This window comes from Streptomyces shenzhenensis (genome assembly GCF_021462265.1).
GTDB lineage: Bacteria > Actinomycetota > Actinomycetes > Streptomycetales > Streptomycetaceae > Streptomyces > Streptomyces shenzhenensis.
On the sequence record NZ_JAJONF010000021.1, the window covers coordinates 139,957 to 164,891 of the forward strand.

General features: G+C 72.6%; 22 protein-coding genes. 12 read left to right on the top strand and 10 right to left on the bottom strand.

What is annotated here, in order from left to right; all coding sequences use genetic code 11:
- Positions 1 to 58: 58 nt before the first annotated feature.
- Positions 59 to 3,259 (top strand): ATP-binding protein, encoded by a 3,201-nt coding sequence (locus LQ326_RS25945; protein ID WP_234540167.1) that lies wholly within the window; start codon positions 59 to 61, stop codon positions 3,257 to 3,259.
- Here LQ326_RS25945 and LQ326_RS25950 read toward each other — a convergent pair.
- Together LQ326_RS25950 and LQ326_RS25955 are read right to left on the bottom strand one after the other, a co-directional pair.
- Positions 3,237 to 4,031 carry an ABC transporter permease gene (locus LQ326_RS25950; RefSeq protein ID WP_234540169.1) on the bottom strand — a complete coding sequence of 265 codons (795 nt, stop codon included), beginning with the start codon at positions 4,029 to 4,031 and terminating at the stop codon, positions 3,237 to 3,239. The genes LQ326_RS25945 and LQ326_RS25950 overlap by 23 nt on opposite strands.
- Positions 4,028 to 5,089 carry an ATP-binding cassette domain-containing protein gene (locus LQ326_RS25955; RefSeq protein ID WP_234540171.1) on the bottom strand — a complete coding sequence of 354 codons (1,062 nt, stop codon included), beginning with the start codon at positions 5,087 to 5,089 and terminating at the stop codon, positions 4,028 to 4,030. Before LQ326_RS25955 ends, LQ326_RS25950 begins: the two co-directional genes overlap by 4 nt.
- 140 nt (positions 5,090 to 5,229) lie before the next feature.
- Between LQ326_RS25955 and LQ326_RS25960 the strand changes: the two genes are divergently transcribed.
- The 4 genes from LQ326_RS25960 to LQ326_RS25975 all read left to right on the top strand — a co-directional run bounded on the left by LQ326_RS25960 (position 5,230) and on the right by LQ326_RS25975 (position 8,445).
- Complete coding sequence (locus LQ326_RS25960) at positions 5,230 to 6,222, top strand: sulfite exporter TauE/SafE family protein (protein WP_234540173.1); 993 nt, start codon at positions 5,230 to 5,232, stop codon at positions 6,220 to 6,222.
- Positions 6,223 to 6,232: 10 nt separating this feature from the next.
- A complete protein-coding gene (locus LQ326_RS25965; RefSeq protein ID WP_234540175.1) occupies positions 6,233 to 6,598 on the top strand; it encodes a peptidoglycan-binding domain-containing protein in 366 nt (121 codons plus the stop codon).
- Positions 6,599 to 6,701: 103 nt separating this feature from the next.
- Positions 6,702 to 7,187, top strand: coding sequence for a cation:proton antiporter regulatory subunit (locus LQ326_RS25970; RefSeq protein WP_234540177.1), 486 nt, complete (start codon positions 6,702 to 6,704; stop codon positions 7,185 to 7,187).
- Between the two features lie 7 nt (positions 7,188 to 7,194).
- A complete protein-coding gene (locus tag LQ326_RS25975; RefSeq protein WP_234540179.1) occupies positions 7,195 to 8,445 on the top strand; it encodes a cation:proton antiporter in 1,251 nt (416 codons plus the stop codon).
- 22 nt (positions 8,446 to 8,467) lie between these two features.
- Here LQ326_RS25975 and LQ326_RS25980 read toward each other — a convergent pair whose 3' ends face one another.
- Positions 8,468 to 8,890 carry an ATP-binding protein gene (locus tag LQ326_RS25980; RefSeq protein ID WP_234540181.1) on the bottom strand — a complete coding sequence of 141 codons (423 nt, stop codon included), beginning with the start codon at positions 8,888 to 8,890 and terminating at the stop codon, positions 8,468 to 8,470.
- Between the two features lie 188 nt (positions 8,891 to 9,078).
- Between LQ326_RS25980 and LQ326_RS25985 the strand changes: the two genes are divergently transcribed.
- From LQ326_RS25985 to LQ326_RS26000, 4 genes are all read left to right on the top strand, one after another.
- The gene (locus LQ326_RS25985) at positions 9,079 to 9,993 is read left to right on the top strand and encodes a helix-turn-helix domain-containing protein (protein ID WP_234540229.1); all 915 of its coding nucleotides are present in this window, start codon (positions 9,079 to 9,081) and stop codon (positions 9,991 to 9,993) included.
- A complete protein-coding gene (locus LQ326_RS25990; RefSeq protein ID WP_234540231.1) occupies positions 9,956 to 10,090 on the top strand; it encodes a DUF397 domain-containing protein in 135 nt (44 codons plus the stop codon). The genes LQ326_RS25985 and LQ326_RS25990 overlap by 38 nt, the downstream gene beginning before the upstream one ends.
- A gap of 580 nt (positions 10,091 to 10,670) precedes the next feature.
- Positions 10,671 to 11,327 carry a DUF433 domain-containing protein gene (locus tag LQ326_RS25995; RefSeq protein WP_234540183.1) on the top strand — a complete coding sequence of 219 codons (657 nt, stop codon included), beginning with the start codon at positions 10,671 to 10,673 and terminating at the stop codon, positions 11,325 to 11,327.
- Entirely contained in the window at positions 11,317 to 11,703 is a 387-nt protein-coding gene (locus tag LQ326_RS26000; protein ID WP_234540185.1) for a PIN-like domain-containing protein, read from the top strand. The genes LQ326_RS25995 and LQ326_RS26000 overlap by 11 nt, the downstream gene beginning before the upstream one ends.
- Positions 11,704 to 11,733: 30 nt before the next feature.
- Here LQ326_RS26000 and LQ326_RS26005 read toward each other — a convergent pair whose 3' ends face one another.
- Together LQ326_RS26005 and LQ326_RS26010 are read right to left on the bottom strand one after the other, a co-directional pair.
- Complete coding sequence (locus LQ326_RS26005) at positions 11,734 to 12,540, bottom strand: TIGR03943 family putative permease subunit (protein WP_234540187.1); 807 nt, start codon at positions 12,538 to 12,540, stop codon at positions 11,734 to 11,736.
- The gene (locus tag LQ326_RS26010; RefSeq protein WP_372496953.1) at positions 12,537 to 13,583 is read right to left on the bottom strand and encodes a permease; all 1,047 of its coding nucleotides are present in this window, start codon (positions 13,581 to 13,583) and stop codon (positions 12,537 to 12,539) included. The genes LQ326_RS26005 and LQ326_RS26010 overlap by 4 nt, the downstream gene beginning before the upstream one ends.
- A 172-nt stretch (positions 13,584 to 13,755) precedes the next feature.
- On the opposite strand from LQ326_RS26010, the gene LQ326_RS26015 reads away from it, so the two are divergent.
- A complete protein-coding gene (locus LQ326_RS26015) occupies positions 13,756 to 15,681 on the top strand; it encodes an NAD-binding protein (protein WP_234540235.1) in 1,926 nt (641 codons plus the stop codon).
- Between the two features lie 480 nt (positions 15,682 to 16,161).
- Here LQ326_RS26015 and LQ326_RS26020 read toward each other — a convergent pair whose 3' ends face one another.
- Entirely contained in the window at positions 16,162 to 17,970 is a 1,809-nt protein-coding gene (locus tag LQ326_RS26020) for a S9 family peptidase (protein ID WP_234540189.1), read from the bottom strand.
- A 231-nt stretch (positions 17,971 to 18,201) separates the two neighbouring features.
- Here LQ326_RS26020 and LQ326_RS26025 point away from each other — a divergent pair, with 231 nt between their 5' ends.
- The gene (locus tag LQ326_RS26025; protein WP_234540191.1) at positions 18,202 to 18,990 is read left to right on the top strand and encodes an SURF1 family protein; all 789 of its coding nucleotides are present in this window, start codon (positions 18,202 to 18,204) and stop codon (positions 18,988 to 18,990) included.
- A 43-nt stretch (positions 18,991 to 19,033) separates the two neighbouring features.
- Here LQ326_RS26025 and LQ326_RS26030 read toward each other — a convergent pair whose 3' ends face one another.
- The 4 genes from LQ326_RS26030 to LQ326_RS26045 all read right to left on the bottom strand — a co-directional run bounded on the left by LQ326_RS26030 (position 19,034) and on the right by LQ326_RS26045 (position 23,877).
- Complete coding sequence (locus tag LQ326_RS26030) at positions 19,034 to 20,182, bottom strand: hypothetical protein (protein WP_308402023.1); 1,149 nt, start codon at positions 20,180 to 20,182, stop codon at positions 19,034 to 19,036.
- A gap of 233 nt (positions 20,183 to 20,415) precedes the next feature.
- Complete coding sequence (locus LQ326_RS26035; RefSeq protein ID WP_234540194.1) at positions 20,416 to 21,096, bottom strand: SigE family RNA polymerase sigma factor; 681 nt, start codon at positions 21,094 to 21,096, stop codon at positions 20,416 to 20,418.
- A gap of 433 nt (positions 21,097 to 21,529) precedes the next feature.
- Positions 21,530 to 22,609: an aspartate-semialdehyde dehydrogenase gene (locus LQ326_RS26040; protein WP_234540196.1), complete on the bottom strand. Its 1,080-nt coding sequence runs from the start codon at positions 22,607 to 22,609 to the stop codon at positions 21,530 to 21,532.
- Positions 22,606 to 23,877 carry an aspartate kinase gene (locus tag LQ326_RS26045; protein ID WP_234540198.1) on the bottom strand — a complete coding sequence of 424 codons (1,272 nt, stop codon included), beginning with the start codon at positions 23,875 to 23,877 and terminating at the stop codon, positions 22,606 to 22,608. Before LQ326_RS26045 ends, LQ326_RS26040 begins: the two co-directional genes overlap by 4 nt.
- A 208-nt stretch (positions 23,878 to 24,085) precedes the next feature.
- On the opposite strand from LQ326_RS26045, the gene LQ326_RS26050 reads away from it, so the two are divergent.
- Positions 24,086 to 24,808: a sulfite exporter TauE/SafE family protein gene (locus tag LQ326_RS26050; RefSeq protein ID WP_234540200.1), complete on the top strand. Its 723-nt coding sequence runs from the start codon at positions 24,086 to 24,088 to the stop codon at positions 24,806 to 24,808.
- Positions 24,809 to 24,935 lie beyond the last annotated feature (127 nt).

Here is a 24,935-nt window from a genome sequence, read left to right on the forward strand (position 1 = left end):
GGCACAGCCCCGCGCCCGCCCCTTCAGGGTGCTGCCCGAACACGCCTAGTCTGCACGGGTGACCACCGAGCCCCCCGAGCTGACCCTGCTGTCCCGAGTCGCCTGCCGTGGACGGGAGATCACCGCGCCCCGGCTGCGCGGGCTGCTGGCGCTGCTCGCGCAGGATCCGCGCACCGGCTGCAGCACCGGGCGGCTGGTGGAGGGGCTGTGGCCGGACGAGCTGCCGGAGCGGCCGGGCAAGGCGGTGCAGGTCCTGGTCTCCCGGCTCAGGTCGCAGCTGGGCGCCGAGCTGATCCTGAGCACGCCGACGGGGTACCGGCTGGGGCTGGACGAGACCCAGGTCGACAGCTCCGCGCTCCTCGCGCACGAGGCGGCCGCCGCCGAACGCGCCAGGGCCGGGGACCACGAGGGCTCCCTGGCGCGGGCCGCCGCCGGGCTGGCGCTGTGGGACGGGAGCGTGGCCGCCGGGGCGGACGAGCAACTGCACGACCCGGTGGTGGCGCTGCGGGCCGGGCGGCTGCGGGCGTACCGGGCGCTGGTGCGCTCCCACGCCCTCGCGCTCGCCCGGCTGGAACGGCGGGCGGAGGCCACCGCGCCGCTGGCCGAGCTGCACCGGGAGCTGCCCCGGGACGAGGAGGTGCTGGCGGAGCTGCTGCGCTGCGAGGCCGCCGGCGCCGGGCGGGCCGCGGCGCTGACCCGGTACGACGGTTACCGGCGCCGCCTCCGGGACGAGCTGGGAAGTGATCCGGGGGCCGGACTCCGGGCCGTGTACCAGGAGTTGCTGAGTGCCGACGTGGCGCCCGTCCGGCACGGGGTGCCGCACGACCCGAACCCGCTGCTGGGGCGGGACGCCGACATCGCCGCCGTGGCCGGGCTGCTGCGCGGCGCCCGGGTGGTCACCGTCGTCGGTCCGGGCGGGCTCGGCAAGACCCGTCTCTCGCACGCGGTGAGCCGGGCGGCCGAACAGCCCGTCGTCCACTTCGTCACCCTGGCCGGTGTCACCCACGACGACGTGGCCGACGAGGTCGCCTCGGCCGTCGGCGGCGGTGAGGGCCGCCAGCTCCCGGGCGGGGGCAAGGACACGGTGAGCGCGATCGTCGCCGCGCTGGGTCCGCGGCCGGCGCTGCTGGTCCTCGACAACTGCGAGCACGTGATCGCCGCCGCGTCCGCCCTCGTCCAGGCGCTGGTGTCACGGTCGAAGGAGCTGCGGGTGCTGGCCACCAGCCGGGCCCCGCTCGGCCTGACCTCGGAGTCGGTGTACACCCTGCCGGAGCTGTCCCTGGCCACCTCCGTCGAGCTCTTCACGCAGCGGGCGCGGGCCGCGCGGCCCGGTGCGGACCTGCCGGCCGACCGGGTCGCCGAGATCTGCCGGCATCTGGACGGCCTGCCGCTGGCCGTGGAACTGGCCGCGGCCCGGGTCCGGGTGCTCTCCGTGGCCGACATCGCGCACCGGCTGCGGGACCGTTTCGCGCTGCTGCGCGGCGGCGCCCGGGACGCCCCCGAACGGCACCGCACGCTGCGGGCCGTGGTCGAGTGGAGCTGGAACCTGCTGGAACCCGAGGGAAGGGCGGCGCTCCGCGCGCTGTCGGTGTTCCCCGGCGGCTTCGACGTGACCGCGGCGGAGTACGTGCTGGGCGGCACCGGCGCCGGAAACGGGGACGCGCACGGGCACGGGGACGGGGACGCGATGGACCTGCTGGAGCAGCTGGCCGGACAGTCCCTGATCAAGGTGGGGGAGGGCCCCGCCGGGGTGCGCTTCCACATGCTGGAGACGCTGCGGGAGTTCGGCGCCGCCCGGCGTGAGGAGGCGGGGGAGACGGAGGCCGTGACGGGCCGGTTCCTCGCCTGGGCCCGGGACTTCGGGCGAGCCCACCACGGCGGGATGTACGGCACCGACGCGTCGGCCGCGTTCGACCGCATCCGTGCCGAGCAGGACAACCTCGTCCTCGCGCTGCGGCACGCCCTGGCCCGCGCCGACGGTCCGGCCACCGCCGCCGTGACCGCCGTACTGGCCTCCCTGTGGTCCGTCGGCAACAGCTACACCCGGTTCGTCACCCTCGCCGCCGAGACCGGCGGGCCGCTGTCCCGTTTCCGCCCGGGACCGGAGTGTTCCGACGACGTGGAGACGGCCCGGAGCGCGGCGGCGGTGTGCGCGGCCGGCCTCTTCATGGGCTACGGCCCGCACGCCGTACGCCAGCTCGTCACGCTGCGCCGCCTGCCGCCCGCCCCGGCGGACACCGTGCCGCGGGCCCTGGCCGCCGTGCTGTGCGCGGTCCCGGAGATGCGCCCGCCGCGGTACGCGCGGCTGGAGGAGCTGTGCGAGGCCGACGAGCCCCTGCTGGCGGGCCTCGCGGCGGGCGTCGCCAGCTACCTGTGGGAATCCGCGTACGAGACGGAACGCGCGCTCGGTTACGCCCGGCGGATGCTCGCCGCGGTGGCGCCGCTCGGCAACCCGATCACGATGCTGCTCAGCCATGGCCGGATCGCCGACCTGTGCCTCAAGACGGAGCGCGGTGCGGAGGCGTACGACCATCTCCGGGCCGCCGACGCGCTCGGCGAGGCCGGCAGCTGGTCGGACGCGATCGGCGTCCGCTACGGGCTGGTGTCCGCCTGTCTGCAGCGCGGGGAGGTCGCGGAGGCGGAGTACTGGCTGGGCCGCGCCGCTCCCGACCCGCGGCCGGAGTCCGCGCAGGCCGCCCCCGAACTGCTCCAGTCGCGGGCGGAGATCGCGCTGGCCCGGGGGCTGACCGAGGTCGGCCTCGGCCTGTGGCGGCAGGCGGCGGCCGGGATCCGGGAGGCCGGCGCGCTGGCCGCGGACGACCCTTACCTCGACTCCTGGTCCCTCCAGGTGCAGGCGGCGGCGCTCGCCGCGCACGCGCAGCACGACCGGCTGGAACCGGTGGCCGAACTGGCCGGACACCTGCGGGACCGGCTGCTCGGGATGCTGTCCGGCGACGGCCCCGCCGCCGGGGACCTGCTGGAACTGCCGGTCTACGGCTCGGTGCTGCTCGCGCTCGGCTACGCCGGGCTGGCCCGGGGCGACACCACGGGGGTACGGCTGCTGGCGCTGGCGGAGGTGCTGCCGGTGATGCGGGACCTGCCGACCTTCTCCTCGGGCCGGGCCCGGCAGGCGGCCGAGAACGCGGACCGGGCCGCGTACGCCGACGCGAGGTCGGAGTACGCGGCCCTGGGGCGGGACCAGTTGCGGGCGGCGGCCCGGCAGGCTCTGCACGGGCTCACTGCCGGTGCTCACGGCTGAACCGCGCCTTGGACCACAGGTAGCCGAGCACGGTCAGCGCGACGCCCCAGCCGAGGGCCAGCACCGCGTTCTGCGTGCCGATCCCGCTGCCCAGCAGCAGACCGCGCAGGGTCTCGATGAAGGGTGAGAACGGCTGGTACTCGGCGAACCAGCGGAACCAGCCCGGCATGGCGTCCACCGGCACGAACGCGCTGGACAGGAACGGCAGCATCACCAGCGGCGTCCCGATGTTGCTGGCGCCCTCGGGGTTGGGGCTGATCAGGCCGATGCCGACGGCGAGCCAGGTCAGGGCGAGGCTGACCAGGGCCATCAGGCCGGCCGCCGCGAGCCACTCCACCGGCGACGCGTCGGGCCGGAATCCGATGGCGAGTCCGATGCCCAGGACCAGGACCAGCGCCGTCATCGTCTGGATCACGCTGCCGATCACGTGGCCGGTGAGCACCGAGGCGCGGGAGATCGCCATCGTGCGGAACCGGGCCATGATGCCCTCGGTCATGTCGGTGCACACGGCGACGGCGGTGCCGAGCGAGGTCATGGCCACGGTCAGGAAGAGGATGCCGGGGACGAGGTAGGCGACGTACTCGGACCGGTCGGCGTGGCCGCCGGTGATGCCGGCGCTCATCACGTTGCCGAAGACGTACACGAACAGGAGCAGCAGGATGACCGGGGTGAGCAGGAGGTTCAGGGTGAGGGAGGGGTAGCGGCGGGCGTGCAGGAGGTTGCGCCGCAGCATGGTGAGGTTGTCGCGGAAGGCGTAACCGGCGGTGCTCATCGGACGGTCTCCTTGTCGGCGTTCTGGTTGCCGGAGTTCTGGTTGCCGGTGGCGGCGGTGCCGGTAGCGGCCGTGGCAGTGGCGCCGGTAGCGGTGGTGGCGGTCAGGGCGAAGAACACGTCGTCCAGGTCCGGGGTGTGCACGGAGAGTTCGTCGGCCTCGATGCCGGCGGCGTCCAGCCAGTCGAGGATGGCCCGCAGTTCGCGCTGGGTGCCGCCGCTGGGGATCTGCAGGGTGAGGGCCTGGTCGTCGCGAGTGGCCTCGCGCAGCGCGGTCGCTGCCTGCTCGTACGACCCCGGGTCGGAGAACCGCAGCCGGACGTGGCCGCCCGGGACCAGCCGCTTGAGCTCCTCGGCGCTGCCCTCGGCGACGAGCCGGCCGCCGTCGAGCACCGCGATGCGGTCGGCGAGCTGGTCGGCCTCCTCCAGGTACTGGGTGGTGAGGAAGACGGTGGTGCCGCCGGAGACCAGCTCGCGGATGATCTGCCACATGGTGTGGCGGGAGCGCGGGTCGAGGCCGGTGGTCGGCTCGTCGAGGAAGATGATCCGCGGGCTGCCGACCAGGGTCATGGCGATGTCCAGCCGGCGCTTCATGCCGCCGGAGTAGGTGGCGGCGGGCTTCTTCGCGGCCTCGGTGAGGTCGAACCGCTCCAGCAGGTCGGCGGTGACCTGCCGTCCGTCCCGCTTGGACAGGTGGTGCAGGTCGGCCATGAGGAGCATGTTCTCCTCGCCGGTGATCAGTCCGTCCACGGCGGAGAACTGGCCGGTGACCCCGATCGCGGCCCGTACCTTCTGGGCCTCGGCGGTGAGGTCGTGCCCGGCGATCCGGGCCTCACCGCCGTCGGCGGCGATGAGCGTGGACAGGATGTTGACCGCGGTGGTCTTGCCGGCGCCGTTCGGCCCGAGGAGCGAGAAGACCGTGCCGGCGGGGACGCGGATGTCGATGCCGTCGAGGACGGTCTTGTCCCCGTAGGCCTTGCGCAGCCCGGTGGCCGCGATCGCGAGTGCGGATTCGGATTCGCGCTCGGGTTCGGGTTCTTGTGTGTTCGTCGTCGTCATGCCGCAGAGCGTGCGGCCACCGGGATTCAAGCGGGCTTCAGGGCGGTTTCAGCCGGGCGGAGCGGCTTCAGGACGCTGAAACCGGGGATCGCACCCGTTCCCTACGTTTCCCATAGGAATGGTGGCTAAGGTTCCGCCCCATGGACTCCACCGTTCCGATCGTCATCGCGGGAGCCCTCGTCGGCTTCGCCGTAGGGCTCACCGGCATGGGTGGCGGAGCGCTCATGACGCCGATCATGGTCATGGTGTTCGGGGTGAACCCCACCGCGGCCATCGGCAGCGACCTGGCCGCGTCCGTGTTCATGAAGCCGTTCGGCGCGCTGGTCCACCAGCGGGCCGGCACCGTGCGCTGGGACATCGTGCGCTGGCTGCTGCCGACCGCCGTCCCGGCCGCCTTCGGCGGTGTGTTCCTGCTCCGTGCGCTCGGCGACGGCGACGCACTGCAACAGCGCGTCAAGTACGTCGTCGGTGCCGCGTTGATGCTGGCCGTCGTCGGCATGCTCGCCCGCATGTGGCTCGACCGCCGCCGCACCACCGCCGACGGCGGGAACGGCGATACGGGCGCTGCCGGTGCTGCCGGTGCTGCCGGCGAGGACACCCACGTTCCCGTACGGCCCGTGGCCACGCTGCTCATCGGACTGGCGGGCGGGGTGATCGTCGGGATGACCTCGGTCGGCTCGGGTTCCCTGATCATCGTGATGCTGATGCTGGCCCACCCGCGCCTCAAGGCCAACCACCTCGTCGGCACGGACCTGGTGCAGGCCGTCCCCATGGTGGCCGCCGCCGCCCTGGGCCACCTGCTCGTCGGCGACGCCGACCTGGGACTCGCGGCGACGCTCCTGATCGGCGCCGTTCCGGGGGTCGTGGCCGGCTCCCTCGTCTCCAGCCGGGTCTCGGGAGCCGCGGTGCGCTGGGCCCTGGTCGTGCTGCTCACCGGGTCCGGGCTGTCGATGCTGAAGGCGTCGTCCACCGCCGTCCTGCTCGGCTGCCTGGCCATGGCCCTGCTGGGCACGCTCACCGCGGTACGCGGCCGGCGGGCGGCCGCGGCCCCCTCGCCGCCGGGCCCGCGTCCGCTCGACTCGCGGGTGCTCCCGCTCGCGCGCGACCATGGACAGAAGTCGAGTCGCTCTTGAAGGAGCGGGCATGAGACGAAACCGGCTTCTCACCTCGGCCGCGGTACTGGGCGCGGCCGTCGCCCTGGGCCCGGCGGTGCCCCACACGGCGGCCGCTTCCGGTCAGAACTGCTCCTACGTGGCCTCGGGCCAACAGCCGACGCTCGCCTACGGCGACACCGGAGCGGCGGTCAGACAGGCGCAGTGCCTCAGCAACGCGTGGGGCGGACAGCCGCCCAAGCTCGCCCTGGACGGGGTCTACGGCACGGTCATGCAGAAGAAGGTCGAGTGGATCCAGACCTGCCACGGCCTGCCGGCCAGCGGCGTGATCGAGGGCCGCACCTGGCACGTGCTGTACCACCCGGCCCTGGACTGTTACGTCCCCTACCCGTCCTGACCGCCCTCCCGGGCCCGCTCCCCGGCTCCCCGCCAGGCTAGGCTGCTGTTAAAGAAAGCGCAAAGAATCAGCGGGACGAGACGACGAGACAGGGGAGACAGCCTTGGGGGCGCCACGCCTGAGCAGGACACCGTTGCCGGGAATCGGGGTCCGTTACGACCTCGCCACGCGGGCCCAGGGCCGGGTGTCCGTGGTCGCGCACCGGGACGGTTCACGGATTCTGAGCGCCTATCAACAGGACGATCCCGACGCCTGCGCCCTGTCGCTGCGGCTGTCCTCCGGGGAGGCGGCGGCGCTCATCGACGCGCTGATGCCGACGCACCACAGCCCGAACCTGCTGTCCACCACCGACCTCGGGCTGGTGGCCGAGCGGATCGAACTCTCCGCCACGTCGTACTGGAACGGCCGGCTGCTGGGCGAGACGCGGATGCGGACCGAGACCGGCGTGTCCATCGTCGCCGTGCTGCGCCGCGCCGAGGCGGTCCCCTCCCCCACGCCCGGCTTCCGCCTCGCCGGCGGCGACACGCTCATCGTGATCGGCACCCGTGAGGGCGTCGACGCGGCCGCCGCCATACTCGGGCGGGAGTGAGGCCGCCGTGCACGACTCCGCCGTCTTCCTGATCGAGTTCGGTGCGATCATCCTCGGTCTGGGTCTGCTCGGCCGGCTCGCCGGGCGCCTCCGCTTCTCACCCATCCCCCTCTACCTGCTGGCCGGGCTCGCCTTCGGCAAGGGCGGGCTCTACCCGCTCGGCACCAGCGAGGAGTTCGTCGCGATCGGCGCCGAGATCGGCGTCGTACTCCTGCTCCTCATGCTCGGCCTGGAGTACACGGCCAGCGATCTCGTCTCCAACCTCAGGACGCAGTACCGGGCGGGCCTGGTGGACGCGGCGCTGAACGCGCTGCCCGGCGCCGCGATGGCCCTGCTGCTGGGCTGGGGACCGGTGGCGGCCGTGGTGCTGGCCGGCGTCACCTGGATCTCCTCCTCCGGTGTCATAGCCAAGGTCCTCGGGGACCTGGGGCGGCTCGGCAACCGGGAGACGCCGGTGATCCTGAGCATCCTGGTCCTGGAGGACCTCTCCATGGCCGTCTACCTGCCGATCATCACCGCGCTGCTAGCCGGCGTCGGCCTCGCGGCGGGCAGCCTCACCCTGGCGGTCGCGCTCGGGGCCGCCGGACTGGTCCTGCTGATCGCCGTCCGCTACGGCCGGCACATCTCCCGTTTCGTCTCCAGCGACGACCCCGAGAAACTGCTCCTGGTGGTCCTGGGCCTGACCCTCCTGGTCGCGGGCATCGCACAGAAGCTCCAGGTCTCCGCGGCCGTGGGCGCGTTCCTGGTCGGCATAGCCCTCTCCGGCGAGGTGGCCGAGGGCGCCCACCTCCTCCTCGCTCCCCTGCGCGACCTGTTCGCCGCCGTCTTCTTCGTCTTCTTCGGCCTGCACACCGACCCGTCGAGCATCCCGCCGGTCCTGCTGCCCGCGCTCGCCCTGGCGGCCGTCACCGCGCTCACGAAGATCGCCACCGGCTACTGGGCCGCGAAACGCGCCGGGATCTCGGCCAGGGGCCGCTGGCGGGCCGGCGGCACCCTGGTCGCCCGCGGCGAGTTCTCCATCGTCATCGCCGGCCTCGCCGTCACCGCCGGCATCGAACCTTCCCTGGGCCCCCTGGCCACCGCCTACGTCCTCATCCTCGTCATCCTCGGCCCCCTCACCGCCCGCTACACCGAACCGGTGGCCCGCCGCCTGACCCGACGGTCCGCGTCGCCGGAGCCCGCCCCGGCCGACCGCCCGGTCCCGCTTCCGGCGCAGGGGACCGCGGTGGAGGACCAGGACACGGTCGGACGGGCGTGACCGGGCCCGGCGGCCACCCCGGTCACGGCGAGGCGACGGGCACCTCCGCCCAGACCGTCTTGCCCACGGGGTGACGAGGCGTCACACCCCACCGCAGGGCCAGGGCGTCCACCAGGAACAGACCGCGGCCCGACTCCCCCTCGGGAAAGGACGAGGGCGCGGCGGCGGGCGGCCTCTTCCCGGACGCGGCGTCCGCGACCTCGACCCGGACCAGGCCCGCCGCGGTGTCGAGGGCGAGCCGCAGTCCGAACTCGCGCCCCGGCACCCTGCCGTGCCGCACCGCGTTCGCGGCGAGTTCGCCCACCACGAGGGCGACCGTGGACGACGCGTCCGACGCCGGCGGAAATCCCCACCCCTCAAGGCAACGGACTGCGTGGCGCCGAGCGTGCCGGGCGCCCCGCGGTGAGGACGCGAACTGCCCCGCGGAAAAGTGTGGTTCGACCATCGCTGTCAGCACTGCCTGCCCGTCCTTGCCTGTCGAGCCTGGATGTCCCGCCCTGTGCGCGAGACATCACGTTCCGTGTCCAAGAGTCGTCCCGGCGCCCTACGCTCGAAAGGTGACGCAGTCTTACTTCTCGGTTCGTAAGGGATGGAAGTGACGCCTTGGCCAACGGAATCGACCCCAGTACGTCGATGGCGGCGCTGTTCGGTTCGCGGGTACGGAGACTGCGTACGGCCGCCGGCCTGACCCAGGCCGAACTCGGCGCCGCCGTACACGTGGTGAGCACCCGGATCACCCAGATCGAACGGGCCTCCGGGGCGAGACCGACACTGGAGCTTGCGCGGGCGCTGGACGCGGCGCTGGTCGCGGACGAGTTGCTGGTCGAGCTGTGGCCGTACGTGTACAGGGAGGCGTTTCCGGACTGGTCGCGGAAGTTCATGGCGTACTCGGAGCGGGCGGTGGTCATCCGCGAGTACGCGGCGCACGTGGTCCCGGGCTTGCTGCAGACCGAGGCATACGCGCGGGCGGTGCTGAGTGTCGGTCGAACACTTGGCAGCAAGGAGCAGTTGGAGGAGAGGGTCACCGCTCGTATGGGCCGCCAGGAACGGCTCAACGCGTCCGACCGGCCTGAGCTGTGGGTCGTTCTCGACGAGGCCGTGCTGAGGCGTCCGGTCGGCGGCCCGGAGGTCATGCGTGAGCAGTTGGGACGGCTGCTCGATGCCGCTGTGGAGCGCCAAGTCACCGTACAGGTACTGCCGTTCGACCAGGGCGAGCACGACGTGATGGGCGGCTCGCTCACGGTTCTGACGATGCCGGACGGCTCGGAAGCCGCCTACACGGAGGGTGCGCATTACGGCCAACTCGTCGAGGATCCGGACGAGGTCAGGAGTTTCGCGCTGACCTACGATCGGCTGCGGGCGGCAGCTCTGCCCCCGCTCATGTCGCTCGACATGATCCGATCCGTGATGGAGGACAACCACCGTGGAGCGAAGGTCCCGTCCCGATCTGAACGGCGCCGCCTGGCGCAAGAGCAGCTACAGCAATCAGGAGGGCGGCAACTGCGTGGAGGTGGCCGACGCGTTCCCCGGCACCGTTCCCGTCCGTGACAGCAAGGCCCCTGACGGACCCGCACTGATCTTCGAGGCCGGTCCCTGGGCGGCGTTCATAGGTGAGTTGAAGGCCGGTCGGCGCCACCGCGGCTGAGTCCGCCGGACCCCGGTCCCGGCCCGCCTCCCCGGTCCGCCGGACCCTTGTCCGCGAGGGCCCGGCGGGCCGCTGACCTTCCCGAAGAGCCGGGGGAAAGAACTGCCCGCCCACCCGCCCTCCCCGGCCACGCGGCCCGCGTCACCCGTCCGGGTGACCGGCTTGCAGGCGCGGGATGCGGGCCGTACGTTCACCGCGACAACCGCAAACAGATACGGCCCCCGGCCGGGACGGCAATCCCGAACGAGGGCCTGACCGATCAGGAAGAGATCGCTTCCCGATGGTTGACCCGCAGTCTAACGCGCCCTCGCGCGCCGACGCCGGAGCTGCGACCTCCGGCGTGATCCACGTCCACTCCGATCGGAGCGCGGGACAGACCGCCCGAAGGTCGCGCGCTTCCAGACCTGCGACGGCTGCGAGCGGGCGTTCCGAGCGCCGGACCCCGGACGCTGCCGGGACTGCCGGTCCGGGAACGTTCTCCGTGCGGCTGGTTGAGCCGGTGACCGGGTGTGCGGTCCACCGGCAGGTGGGAGGCTCGGTGTGCGACGATGCAAGACGCGTCATCAGGAGGAGGTGGGGCATGGTCGACAGATTCAAAGACGGGCTTCTGACGCCCACGGAAACGGCCTCCTACCTTGAGATTCCGCAGTCGACTCTCACCACCTGGCTGAAAGGCCAGGCCGCCGGAGCACCGCTGGTCCACCAGGTGGAGCCGGTCCGGAGGGGACAGCCCTCGGTGCCGTTCATCGCGGTGGCCGAGGCGCACGTTCTTCGGTCTCTGCGGTCGCTCGGTCTCCGCATGAGCGAGATCAGGGAAGCGGCTGCCGCCGTACGGGATGCCTTCGACACCCCGTACGGTCTCGTGTCGAAGCGGATCGCCACGGACGGCGTGGACATCTTCATCGAGCATGGCTGGGGGGACCTCCGAAGAGCCCGGGACGGCCAGGTCCCCATCAAGGAGGTGGTCTCCGACTACCTCCGCTACCTCACCTGGGAGCCCGGCGACGACTTCCCCTCCAGCTTGCGGCTGCGTCAGTACCCGGAATCCGTACCCGTCGTGATCGACCCGCGGTTCGGCCACGGCCTCCCCGTGGTGGCCGCCAACCGAGTCACGGTGAAGGCCATCACCGACCTCTGGGAAGCCGGGGAAACCGTCGAGGACATCGCCTACGACTACGACATGACGCCTGACCAGGTGGACGCCCTCTGCCAGGCAGTGGTGCACCTTGCCGCCTGAGTTCTTCCTCGACCGGAATCTCGGTCGCCGTGTCGCCGAGGGCCCGAGGGCCTGCGGGTGGACAGTGCACCGGATCGGAGACGTCTTCCCGTACGACGGGCAGGACGTTCCCGACGAGGAGTGGATCACCCACGGTCTCGACCGATCCTGGGTCCCGCTCTCGAAGGACGGACGGATCAAGACCCGAGACCTGGAGATCCGACCTGTGCTGGAGCGCGAAGCAGTGCTGTTCTACCTCGACAACCAGCAGCTTCGCAGCAGCGAGATGGTCGAACGGCTCGTCACACGCGTCGACGCGATCCACCGGGCCGTCGAGAAGGGCGGCCCAGCGGCGTACGCCGTGCGGCACGACCGTATCGAGCGCACCTGGCCCTGAACCGAGTAGCACCGCCTGCACATCGGCCCGTCAGTTGTTCCAGCTCTCGTCGTACGGGTCGGACGGTACCGGGATCGGTTTGGCCTCGGTCACCTTGAGGTAGGGGATCGGGCCGTTGTTCACCGGGTCGTGTGTCACGCGGGCGGTGTAGGTGCCGGTCACCTGGAGCCAGGCGTCCGGCTGGAGGACCGGGGGGATCTTGCCGGTCAGGGCCACCTTCACCGGCTGGGCGTCCGCCGCGCAGCAGTTGAGGGCCATGCGGACCAGGTAGGGGGCACCGTTCTTGTCCAGGGCCACGAAACCCGAGAGGCGCACGCTCCTGCCGCCGAACGAGCGGCCGTGGTCGTACACCGCGCGGCCCGCGTAGTCGACCAGGTTGATCGGGATCGGGTCGGCCTTGGGCAACTTCATGTAGCCGTACGGATGCTGCAGGGCCGTTCCGGTGCGCATCGCGCTGTAGGAGCCGAGCGCGGGCGGGGCGATGAGGATCAGGGCGAGGATCGGGAGGACCAGCAGCCAGGAGATACGGGGCTCCGGGTGAGCATGCGCCTCGGGCGCGACCTCGGGCGTCGCCTCGGACGCGGCCTCGGGCGTCGCCTCAGACGCGGCCTCGGACGCGGCTGCCTGGGCGGCTTCCTGCGTGGCCTTTCGGGTGCGGGCGCGCTTCCACTCGTACCACGCCGTCGCCAGTGCCGCGACGATCAGGACGGCGCCCGCGGTCAGCACCAGCCACTGGAGGCCCGCCTTGACGTAGCGCAGGTAGAGATTGGTCCCGCCCGCGTGCAGCAGGGCCGCGCCCACCAGGAACATCACGGCCGCCTGTGCCTGCCGGTTCACAGCAGCACCGCCCCGGTCAGGACCGCGCCCGCGATCGCCGCCACGAAGGTGGCCGGGGCGAAGCGCAGGGCGAAGCCGCGGCCGAAGGTGCCCGCCTGCATCGCGAAGAGCTTGAGGTCGATCATCGGGCCCACGATCAGGAAGGCCAGCTTCGCGGTGAGCGAGAACTGGGTCAGGGAGGCCGCCACGAACGCGTCCGCCTCCGAGCAGATGGACAGCAGTACGGCCAGGACCGACAGCGCGAGGATCGCGACCACCGGGTCGGCGGCCGCCGTGCGCAGCCACTCCGCCGGGGCCACCGCCTTCAGCGTCGCCGCCGCCATCGCGCCGAGCACCAGGAAGCCGCCCGCCTGCATCGTGTCGTGCCGGACCGAGGACCAGAACGCCTCCCCCCTGGTCTCGCCCTCGTGATGCGCGTGCGCCGGCAGGCGCAGCCAGTCGGTGCGGCCGAGCCGCTGCCACAGCCAGCCCATCGCGCACGCCACCAGCAGGCTGCCCGCGAACCGGCCCACCACCATCTCGGGGTCGCGCGGGAACGCCACCGCCGTCGCCGTCAGCACGATCGGGTTGATCGCGGGCGCGGAGAGCAGGAAGGCGATCGCCGCGGCCGGGGTGACGCCCCGGCGGACCAGGGCGCCGGCCACCGGGACGGACGCGCACTCGCAGCCCGGCAGGATCACCCCGGCCAGACCCGCGACCGGCACCGCCAGAGCGGGATGGCCGGGCAGGGCGCGGGCGAAGAAGGACGGCGGGACGAAGACCGCGATCGCCGCGGACAGCAGCACGCCGAGGACGAGGAACGGGAGCGCCTGGACGACCACCGCCACGAACACCGTCATCCAGCTCTGCATCACCGGCTTCGACAGCGCGCCGCGGACCGGCCCCTGGAACACCACGACCAGGAGGAGGAGCAGGGTCAGGGCCAGGGGGGAGCTGAAGTGCCACTCGCCCTCCCGGTCGGGCGGGGTGCGGGTGCCGTCGCCGCCGGGGGGCGCGCCCTCGGGCACGGCGCCGGGCAGGGCGGCTTTCTCGGTGACGGCCACGGGTCGGATACCTCCGGCACTTCGGTCAGATCCGGGGATTATGCTCCCTCACCTTCCCTACGGGCGGTCAGGGGCGGCTGTTCATCTCGTTGCTGGAACCATGCGTCCCGTTGAGGCAGTCTTTTCCCTCGTGGCGAGCGTTCCGTATCAGGGTGGTGGGGCCCGGGCCCCCATGGTGGTGTGCGGGGACGACGGGCTCGCGCACCGGCTGGCCGCCGAGTTGCGCACGGTCTACAACGAACAGGTCACCCTTGTGGTGCCGCCGGACGTGCGCATCGCCCGGCCGCCGGTCGTCGGACGTGCCCGGGCCGCCTCGGCCGCGCTGTTCGACCGGATGGTCAGTGCGGCCGTCGGACGGGCGGCGGCAGGCGGGAACGGTGGCGGCGGCAGTAGTGGTGGTGCTGGTGGCAACGGTGGTTCCGGTGCGGGTGGTTCGGTCGCCGGTGCCGGTGACGGGCCGCGTGGGGAGCGGGTGCTGGAGGCCGCCGAGGCCAGTGAGGCGGTGCTCGCCGAGGCGGGCGTGGAGCGGGCCGCCGCGCTCGCGCTCGTGTACGACGACGACGAGACCAACATCCGGGCCGCCCTCACCGCCCGCCGGCTGAATCCGCGGCTGCGGCTCGTCCTGCGGCTCTACAACCGCCGGTTGGGGCAGCACATCGAGGAACTCCTCGACCAGGCGGCCGCGTTGGCCATCGGGGACGTGGAGGGCGCCGAGGCCGGTGCGGTGGGGGACGCCTCCACGACCGTGCTGTCCGACGCCGACACCGTCGCACCGGCGCTCGCCGCCACCGCGCTCGCCGGGCGTGGCAAGGTCATCCACACGCAGGGCCTGGTGCTGCGGGCGGTGGACCTGCCGCCGGGTGCCGTCGCCGGGCAGGACGCCACCGAGCGGGGCCTGTTCCCACTGGCGTTGTTCTCGCTGAACGGCACCGGGTCCCAGTCGGCCGAGGGCGAGCGCGAGCGGGGGCCGCGGCTGCTGCCGGACGCGGAACAGATGCGGGCCGCGGGCGAGCGTGGCGTGATGGTGCTGGAGCACGTGTCGTCGTCGGCGGGGGCGGCGGAGCCGGCCGGGCGCGGGGTCGTACCGCCGCTCGCCTCGCTCTTCTCCCGGCGGCTCAGGTGGTCGCTGGCCGGAAGCATGGCGTGTGTGGTCGCGCTCGCGGTCGCGTTGTCGGTGGTGACGGGCATCCATCCGGTACGGGCCTTCTACTACACGCTCCTCGACCTGTTCGCCATCGACAACCCCGCGCTCGGGGCTCCGGTCGGCCGGCAGATCCTGCAGTTGCTGTCGGGGCTCGTCGGGCTGCTGCTGCTGCCGGTGCTGCTGGCGGCGGTACTGGAGGCGCTCGGCACCTTCCGGACCGCCTCCGCGCTGCGCAAGCCGCCACGGGGACTGAGCGGGCATGTGGTGCTCCTCGGGCTGGGGAAGATCGGTACGCGGGTGCTGACGCGACTGCGGGAACTGCACGTCCCCGTGGTGTGCGTCGAGTCGGATCCCGAGGCGCGCGGGCTGGCGGTGGCGCGGCGGCTGCGGGTGCCGGTGGTGCTCGGGGACGTCACCCACGAGGGTGTCCTGGAGGCCGCCAAGATCCATCGGGCGCAGGCGCTGCTCGCGGTGACCAGCGCGGACACGACGAATCTGGAGGCCGTGCTGTACGCGCGGTCCGTGCGGCCCGATCTGACGGCGGTGCTGCGGCTGTACGACGACGACTTCGCGACCGCCGTGTACCGGACCCTGCGGGCGGCGCATCCGCGGGCCGTCACCCGGAGCCGGAGCGTGTCCTATCTGGCGGCGCCGTCCTTCGCGGGGGCGATGCTGGGGCGGCAGATCCTCGGGGCGATTCCGGTGGAGCGGAAGGTGTTGCTGGTGGCGGTGGTGGAGGTGGGCGGGCATCCGCAGCTGGAAGGGCGGACGGTGGAGGGGGCGTTCCGGGCGGGGGCGTGGCGGGTGCTGGCGCTTGAGGGCCGGCAAGGGATTGCGGACGGGGAGTACGTGTTGCGGGGTGGGGACCGGGTGGTGGTGGTCGCCACGCGGAGAGGGCTGGCGGAGCTGTCCGGCCGGGTGCCGCCCGCCCACCCATCCGACTCGCCCGGTTGAGAGGCGGGGATGGGCGGGTTGCGGCGGTGGAGTGCGTGCGGGTGCGCCGTGGCCGGTCGCGCCCCGCGGCGGAGCCGCAGATCGACACAGCCCCGCGCCCCTGACGGGGCCCACCGCACCGCAACCCGGCGCCGCTCCGCCGCGGCCACCCGCGCCCCCGCGACGGAACCGCACCTCGGAGACAGCCCCGCACCCCCTGACAGGGCCCACCGCGGGTGACGGCCTCGCTTCTTCACAGACCGAGTCGGGTGGGGTCGGTTGAGGTGGTGCGGATGCGCGCGGGCGGGTGGGGGCTGGTCGCGCCCCGCGGCGGAGCCGCAGATCGACACAGCCCCGCGCCCCTGACGGGGCGCCCGCACCCCCCATGCGCCCCGCGTCCCGCGTCCCTGGTAGAGATACGGGTGCGGGCCGCTGCTCGCCTGTGGGCCTCGCTCCTTCACGGACCGAGTCGGGTGGATGGGCGGGAGAGAGAAGGCGCGGTCAGTCTGTCGGCGCTGTCGCCGTAGGCGCCAGGTGGCGCTCGGCGAAGTCCATTTCCAGGCGAAGTTGCTTGATGCGTTCGTCGACCACCAGGGAGCCGTGGCCCGCGTCGTAGCGGTAGACCTCGTGGGGGGCCGAGCGGGCTGCGAGGCGGCTGACGTAGTTGTCGATCTGGCGGATCGGGCAGCGGGGGTCGTTGAGGCCGGCCGAGATGTACACGGGGGCCTTGACGTCGTCCACGTAGGTCAGCGGTGAGGACGCGGCGAAGCGCTCCGGGACCTCCTCCGGGGTGCCGCCCAGCAGCGTGCGGTCCATCGCCTTCAGTGACTCCATCTCGTCGTGGTACGCCGTGACGTAGTCGGCGACGGGCACGACGGCGATGCCCACCGTCCAGGACTCGGGCTGGGTGCCCAGGCCGAGGAGGGTGAGGTAGCCGCCCCAGGAGCCGCCGGTCAGGACGAGGCGGGCGGGGTCGGCGAGACCGGACTCGATCGCCCAGTCCCGGACCGCCGCGACGTCCTCCAGCTCGATCAGGCCCACCCGGTGCTTCAGCGCGTCCGTCCAGGCCCGGCCGTAGCCCGTGGAGCCGCGGTAGTTGATGCGGACCACCGCGTACCCGTGGTCGACCCAGGCCGCCGGGCCGGCCGCGAAGCTGTCGCTGTCGTGCCAGGTCGGGCCGCCGTGCAGGTCGAAGACGGTGGGCAGGGGGCCCGTCGCTCCGGCCGGCTTCTGGATCAGGGCGTGGATGACACCGCCGGGGCCCTCCACCCACGCGTCCGAGACCGGGACCGACGGCGGGCACTTCATGCCGGGCGGGTCCAGGACCACCTCGCCGGTCGTCGAGCGGACCACCGGCGGCTCCTCCGCCGACGACCACAGGTACTCGACGGTGCCGTCGGGGCGGGCCGTGGCCCCGGAGACGGAGCCCGGCGGGGTCGGGATGCGCTCCAGCTCGCGCGTGGCCAGGTCGTAGCGGAACAGGTCGCTGCGGGCCTTGTGGCTGTGCACGATGAGCAGCGCCCCGCCGTCCGGATACCACTCCGCGCTCACGTCACCCGGCAGGTCGAGGGTCAGGTCCGCCTGCTCGCCGGTGACGACGTCCCAGACCAGGGGCTCCCAGCGACCGCGCCGCTGGTGGCCGATGAGCAGGCGCGGGTCGCCGTCGACCGGGGCGAAACCCAGCACCTCCAGGCCCAGCTCCACCGTGCCGCCGTCGGTGTCGTCGAGCTCGGCGACCGTCGTGCCGTCCGGGCGGACCACGCGCAGCGCCGAGTGCATCGCGTCGCCGTGCTCGGTGTGCTCGATGGCGATCAGCAAGCCGTCGTGGGAGAGGTCGCCGACTCCGGCCGACTCGACGTGCCGGTAGATCTCCAGGGGCTCCTCGCCCGTTCTGACCAGGTAGATCGTCGTACCTTCGGCATCCGTGGACCGGCCCACGACCGCCGTGCGGCCGTCCCGGCCGAGCGCCAGGCCCGAGGGGTACGACGGCTCCAGGCCCGGCGTCGCCTCCTCGTCCGCGCCACCGCCGAAGGACTGGCGGCGCCAGACGCCGAACTCGTCACCGTCCTTGTCGTCGAACCACCAGATCCACGCGCCGTCCGGGGAGAGCAGGCCGTCCGTCGTGCCGTTGGGCCGGTTCGTCGCCTGGCGCTGCTCACCGCTCGCACGGTCCCAGGCGTACAGCTCGTACGTCCCCGTCGCGTTCGACACGAACAGGGAACGGTCGCAGGCGTCTTCCGCCCAGTCCGGCAGGGAGACCCGAGGGGCGCGGAAGCGCTTCTCCCAGTCCGGCATGTCGCTCTCACTCATGGCCGCAGTCATGGCCCCATAGTGCCTGTCCCCGCCCACGACGCGTCGAGGAGTCCCGCAGCCTGTGGATAACTTTGCGAACCTCCGGGCAGCGGTCCGGACCGACACCCGCCCGTTCGACAGGCGGTTCGACAGGTAGTTCGACAGGCCGTTCGGCAGGCCGGTCGAATGCCGCCGTGTCCTCCCACCCCGCCCGTAAACCGTCATGAACCGCCCCGTACCGTGGACAGGGTGTACCGCTTTCTGCTGACACCCCGCTGGTGGGGCATCAACGTCTTCGTGCTGCTCGCCATCCCGTTCTGCGTCTTCATGGGGTCGTGGCAGCTGAGCCGGTTCGAGGCGCGGGTCGAGGCGCATCGCAGCGCGGACAAGCAGGCCGAGACGGCGAAGACGGAGGCGGCCCGGCCACTGGCCGACCTCCTCCCCGTCGACCAGTCGACGTCGGGCAAGCGGGCCACCGCCGGCGGGCGGTACGGCAAGCAGCTGCTCGTGCCCGGCCGTCAGGTCGACGGGAAGGACGGCTTCTACGTCCTGACCCTGCTGCGCACCGACTCCGGCAAGGCCCTTCCCGTCGTACGCGGCTGGCTGCCCGGCAAGGCGGATGCCGCCAAGGCGCCCGCCGCGCCCACCGGGGAGGTCACCGTCACCGGCGCGCTGCAGGCCTCCGAGACGCCGGGGGACAACGGCGTCAGCAACCAGGGCGGGCTGCCGGCGGGGCAGACGGCGGCGATCAGCGCGGCCACACTGGTGAACCTGGTGCCGTACCCGGTGTACGACGCGTGGATCACCCTGGACAAGGCCGACTCGGGGATGACGGCCGTACCGGCGACCGCGCCGGACAACTCGGGGCTCGACCTGAAGGCGTTCCAGAACCTCGGTTACACCGGTGAGTGGTTCGTCTTCGCGGGCTTCGTGGTGTTCATGTGGTTCCGGCTGCTGCGCCGCGAGGTGGAGTTCGCCCGGGACGCGGCGCTCGGCCTGGTCCCGGACGAGGAAGCCCAGCAGCCGACGGCCGTATGACGGACCCCGCGCCGCCGGACGTCACTCCGCCGGACCCCGCCGGTCACACCGCCGGCAGGACCCCGGTCCAGTAGACCGTGCCGGCGCACGCGTTCGTCACCGTCGCCGAACCGGTCGGGGACCCCGCCTCCGGGGTGTAGGAGACCGCGATGCCTCCGTCGGCCGTACCGTCCACGGTGAGCAGCTGGGTGGTGACGCCGCTCGACCCGGACGTGGTCGTACTGGCGCTGCTGCTGGCGCCCTCCGAAGGGCTCGGGGAGGCCGTGGGGCCGCCGGTGCCCCCGGTGTCGGTGGAGCCGCCGGTGCCGGCGCCGCTGGTCGGGCAGGTCTCCGAGGGGACGAAACCGAACTTCTCCTCGTAGGCCGCGCCGGGCGCCAGGACCAGGCCGGTGAGTTCGGTGGCCGGGTCGGGCAGCCCGGCCGCCGCGTCGCCGGAGGTGTGCCGGACGGTGTTGAGCTTGGTGCTGTCGGCCGCGCCCTGCGCGAGGAGACCCACGCTGCCGGGGCCGCCGACGGTGCAGCTCGTCGTCGAGACGTTGACGACGCGGAAGGTGCCGTAGACGACGCCCGTCGAGTCGGGGGCGTCGACGGTGGACGTCGGGGTGCCGAGCTGCGCCGAGGTGCAGACCGGGGCGCTGCTGGCGGCGCTGGCGGTGGGCACGCCCTTGGTACCGGGGCCGGCCCCGGTGCTCCCGCCCTTGCCGCCCCCCTGGCCGCCGCCGGGGCCCCCGCCGGTGGCCTGGCCGCTGGTGCCGCCCGCCGTGCTGGCGCCGCCGTCCGGGTTCTTGCCGCCGGTGGCACCGCCCTGCGCCTGGGAGGCCTGGCCGGCCATGGAGGTGTCGGGGTTGGTGCCGCCGGAGTTGGAGACGTGCACGAGGGCGGGGATCGCGGTCCCGATGAACAGGGCCGCGGCCGCCATGCCGACGGCGGCCTGGCGCTTGCGGGCCCGGCGGGCGGGCACCGCGCGGCGCAGGTGGTCGAGGGCGCCGTCGCGCGGCGCGACGTCGTCGACCGCGGAGTGCAGCAGCCGGCGCAGGGCCAGCTCGTCCGCGTCGAGCCCGTCCACGCCGCCGCCGGTGCCTTCGGCTTCGGCACCGAAGGCGGCACCGAGGCCGGCGCCGAAGCCGCTCCGGAGCCCTTCAGGGCCCGGTCCCAGGCCCTCGGGGTCCTTTTCGTCGGGGCCGTGGTTCACAGTTCCGTTCCCAGCGTGCGATTGCGTGTGCTCTTGCTCGTGCTGCCGTGACGTCGGCTCCCCCGAACCGGACCGCATCGGCTCCCCCGGACCGGACCGCCCAGGTTCCCCCGAACCAGGCTCCGTCGGCTCCCCCGAACCGTGCCCCGGACCGGGCTCGTGACCACGCGTCGGCTCGTGCCAGGCGTAGGGCTCGTGGCGATCATGCGAGTCGCCTCCCCGAGGGCTGTCCGTCATGCCTGCGACCCCATCGCCACCCGCAGGGCCGCGATGCCGCGCGAACCATACGCCTTCACCGAGCCCAGCGAGATACCGAGGGTCTCGGCGACCTGGGCCTCGGTCATGTCGGCGAAGTAGCGCAGGACGAGGACCTCGCGCTGGCGGCGCTGGAGGCCCTTCATCGCCTTGATCAGATCGCGCCGCTCCAGCTGGTCGTAGGCGCCTTCCTCGGCGCTGGCTGCGTCCGGCATCGGCTTGGAGAGGAGCTTGAGGCCGAGGATGCGGCGGCGCAGCGCGGAACGGGAGAGGTTGACGACCGTCTGGCGCAGGTAGGCCAGGGTCTTCTCGGGGTCCCGGACGCGTTTGCGGGCGGAGTGGACGCGGATGAACGCCTCCTGGACGACGTCCTCGCAGGAGGCGGTGTCGTCGAGGAGGAGAGCCGCGAGGCCGAGGAGCGAGCGGTAGTGCGCCCGGTAGGTCTCGGTGAGGTGGTCGACGGTGGTGCCGGCCACCGCCGTCGTGGTCTCCTCGGCGCCGTCACGCTGGCTGGGTATGCGGGTGGGCCGCGCTGCGGGCATGGGCGCGATCACCGGCATGCCGCCGGGCGCGCCGGGCATGCGGGGGCGCAGCCCGGCGCGGGGCGGCCGCAGGGCCGTCGCGCCGCGGGGCGCACTGAGTTCGAGAACCTCTGCCACGCCAGTTGGACACGTCTGACCCCGCCAGGGTTGTACGTGCCGGGCATCACTTTTACGCCGGGCATGCCGGACGCGCGCACGCCGAGCCTGCCGGACGGAGCCTCAATTGCCGCCATGCGTCCCGCTCTTCCCCTATGCACCATATGAACCGGGCGTCCCCACGCCCCGATCACGGCGTCCCCACGCCAGGATCATGCGTCCCCACGCCCCGAAGGTCCGATCGCGTAAGCGCCCGGTAAGCGGGCGACCGCAAAGACGCTCCCCGCCGCCCGCGTGGTTGCGGATGACGGGGAGGAAAATCTTCGAACGCCAAGGGGTCGAGGTTCAAGAGGTTTGGACCATGCTCCCGGCCACACTTTCTTACGTTGCCCCTACCTGTGGGCCCGCTCCCATTCAGGGCGCCTTCGGGACATTTGCCGTGGTCACCGGCCGTTCACGCGGAATCCGCCGTTCCTGAACGGCCGGTCAGTTCCGCCGCCACCAGCTCGGCGATCTGCGCGGTGTTCAGCGCGGCCCCTTTGCGAAGGTTGTCCCCGCACACGAAGAGCTCCAGCGCGGTCGGGTCGTCGAGCGCCCGCCGTACCCGCCCGACCCAGGTCGGGTCGGTGCCCACCACGTCGGCGGGGGTCGGGAACTCACCGGCGGCCGGGTTGTCGAAGAGGACGACGCCCGGGGCCGTGTCCAGGATCTCCCGGGCCTTGTCGACCGTGACCTCGCCCTGGAAGCGGGCGTGCACCGTCAGGGAGTGCGTGGTGACCACCGGGACCCGCACACACGTCACCGCGACCGGCAGCTTCGGCAGCCCGAGGATCTTGCGGGACTCGTCCCGCACCTTCATCTCCTCCGACGACCAGCCGTCCTCCCGCAGCGACCCGGCCCACGGTACGACGTTGAGCGCGACCGGCTCCGGGAACGGCCCGGTGAGATCCCCGACCGCCCGCCGTACGTCACCGGGCTTGGTGCCCAGCTCCGTGCCCGCGACCAGCGACAGCTGGGCCCGCAGCGTCTCCACGCCGGCCCGCCCGGCCCCGCTCACCGCCTGGTACGACGACACCACCAGCTCGCGCAGCCCGAACTCGGCGTGCAGCGCGCCGAGGGCGACGATCATCGACAGCGTGGTGCAGTTGGGGTTGGCGATGATCCCGCGCGTCCGGTTGCGGGCGCAGTGCGGATTGACCTCGGGGACGACCAGCGGCACCTCCGGGTCCATCCGGAAGGCCCCCGAGTTGTCGACCACGACGACGCCCCTGGCGGCGGCGACCGGCGCCCAGCGCGCGGAGACCTCGTCGGGCACGTCGAACATCGCGACGTCGATCCCGTCGAAGGCCTCCTCCGACAGCGCGACGACCTCGACCTCGGCCCCGCGCACGGTCAGCTTGCGGCCGGCCGAGCGCGGGGAGGCGAGCAGGCGGATCTCGCCCCAGACGTCCGCCCGCTGGGACAGGATCTGGAGCATGACCGTGCCGACGGCCCCGGTCGCCCCCACGACCGCGAGCGCCGGCTTGCCAGTCATCGGCCGGTGCCTCCGTAGACCACGGCCTCGTCGCTGTCGGAGTCCAGCCCGAAGGCGGTGTGCACGGCGCGCACGGCCTCCGGCACGTCGTCGGCACGGGTCACGACCGAGATGCGGATCTCGGACGTCGAGATCAGCTCGATGTTGACCCCGGCGTCGCTGAGCGCCTCGAAGAACGAGGCCGTGACTCCCGGGTTGGTCTTCATCCCGGCGCCGACCAGGGAGATCTTGCCGATCTGGTCGTCGTAGCGCAGCGAGTCGAAGCCGATGCCCGACCGGTTGCGCTCCAGCGCGTCGATGGCCTTGCGGCCCTCGGTCTTCGGGAGCGTGAAGGAGATGTCCGTCAGGCCGGTGGCGGCGGCGGACACGTTCTGCACGACCATGTCGATGTTGATCTCGGCATCGGCGATGGTCCGGAAGATGGCGGCGGCCTCGCCCGGCTTGTCGGGCACACCGACGACCGTGATCTTGGCCTCGGAGGTGTCGTGCGCGACACCGGAGATGATGGCCTGCTCCACCTTCTTGTCCCCAATCGGCTTGCTGCTGACCCACGTGCCCTGCAATCCGCTGAAGCTGGACCGGACGTGGATCGGGATGTTGTAGCGGCGGGCGTACTCCACACAGCGGTGGAGCAGCACCTTGGAACCGGAGGCGGCGAGCTCCAGCATGTCCTCGAAGGCGATCCAGTCGATCTTCCGCGCCTTCTTCACCACACGCGGGTCGGCGGTGAACACACCGTCGACGTCGGTGTAGATCTCGCAGACCTCGGCGTCGAGCGCGGCGGCCAGCGCCACGGCCGTCGTGTCGGACCCGCCGCGGCCCAGCGTGGTGATGTCCTTCTTGTCCTGGCTCACGCCCTGGAACCCGGCCACGATGGCGATGTTGCCCTCGTCCAGCGCGGTCCGGATCCGGCCCGGGGTGACGTCGATGATCCGGGCTTTGTTGTGGACCGAGTCGGTGATGACGCCTGCCTGGCTGCCGGTGAACGACTGGGCCTCGTGGCCCAGGTTTTTGATCGCCATGGCCAGCAGTGCCATGGAGATACGCTCTCCGGCGGTCAGCAGCATGTCGAACTCACGCCCGGCAGGCATCGGGGATACCTGCTCGGCGAGATCGATCAGCTCGTCCGTCGTGTCGCCCATCGCGGAAACGACGACAACCACCTGGTTGCCGTTCTTCTTCGCTTCCACGATTCGCTTGGCGACGCGCTTGATGCCCTCGGCATCGGCAACGGAGGAGCCTCCGTACTTCTGCACGACAAGGCCCACGTGCGCTCCTCGCTCGGTTCGTTTGTGTCGGCTCAGTTTAACGAGCGTCCGAATTCCACCGGCCTGCTCCCGCATGGTGAGACTCGTCCGGCCGTCGCGCTCGCAGCCGGTACCTGCCCAGGGAACGCGACGCCACGCGGAAAAGTGCCCTGGCTCACAGCGGCCGCTGCGCAGCGCGCCTTCGCCCCATGGTGTAGCCAGTCACCCCATGACGACGACGCTGATACCTCTGACCGGCATCGTGCTGCTCGGCGCGAGCGTGCAGTGGCTGACGGGGATGGGCTTCGCCCTGGTCGCCGTACCGGCGCTGATCCTGCTCCTCGGCCCGGCCCAGGGGGTCGCCCTGGCGAACTGCGCGGCGGGCGCGATCAGCGTGGTGGGCCTGGCAGGCGGCTGGCGCCGGGTCCGGCCGGCGGCGATGGTCCCCCTCTGCGCGGCGGCGGCCTGCACGGTCCCGGCGGGCACCTGGCTGACCCACCGGCTCCCGCCGCCGTTGCTCCTGCTGACGATGGGCGCCCTGGTGACGGCGGCGGTGCTCCTGGTCATGCGGGGCGCCCGCCTGCCCGCCCTGCGCGGCCGGACCGGCGCGCTGACGGCGGGCGCGGTGGGCGGCTTCATGAACTCGGCGGCGGGCGTGGGCGGCCCGCCGGTCTCCCTCTACGCACTCAACGCGGGTTGGACGGTGCGGGAGTTCGTCCCGAACGCGCAGTTCTACGGCGTGCTGGTCAACGCCTTCTCGGTGACGGCGAACGGGGTGCCGGGACTGGGCGCGGCACAGTGGACGGCGGTGGGTGCGGCGATGGTGGTCGGCGGGGTGATCGGAAGAACGGTGGGCGACCGGCTGCCCGAATCCCACGCCCGGCGCCTGGTCCTCCTCCTGGCCCTGACGGGCGGGGTCACGGCGGTGACGAAGGGGGTGTGGACGCTGTGACCCGCGCCCTGGCCGGGTGCGCTGCCGCGGCACGTTCGCCGGCCGCGACGGCACGCGCGAACGTCCCGTCCGCGTCGGGGTGTCGGAACAGCGCCGGCGACCGTAGGGACCGCTTGCGACGGGGACT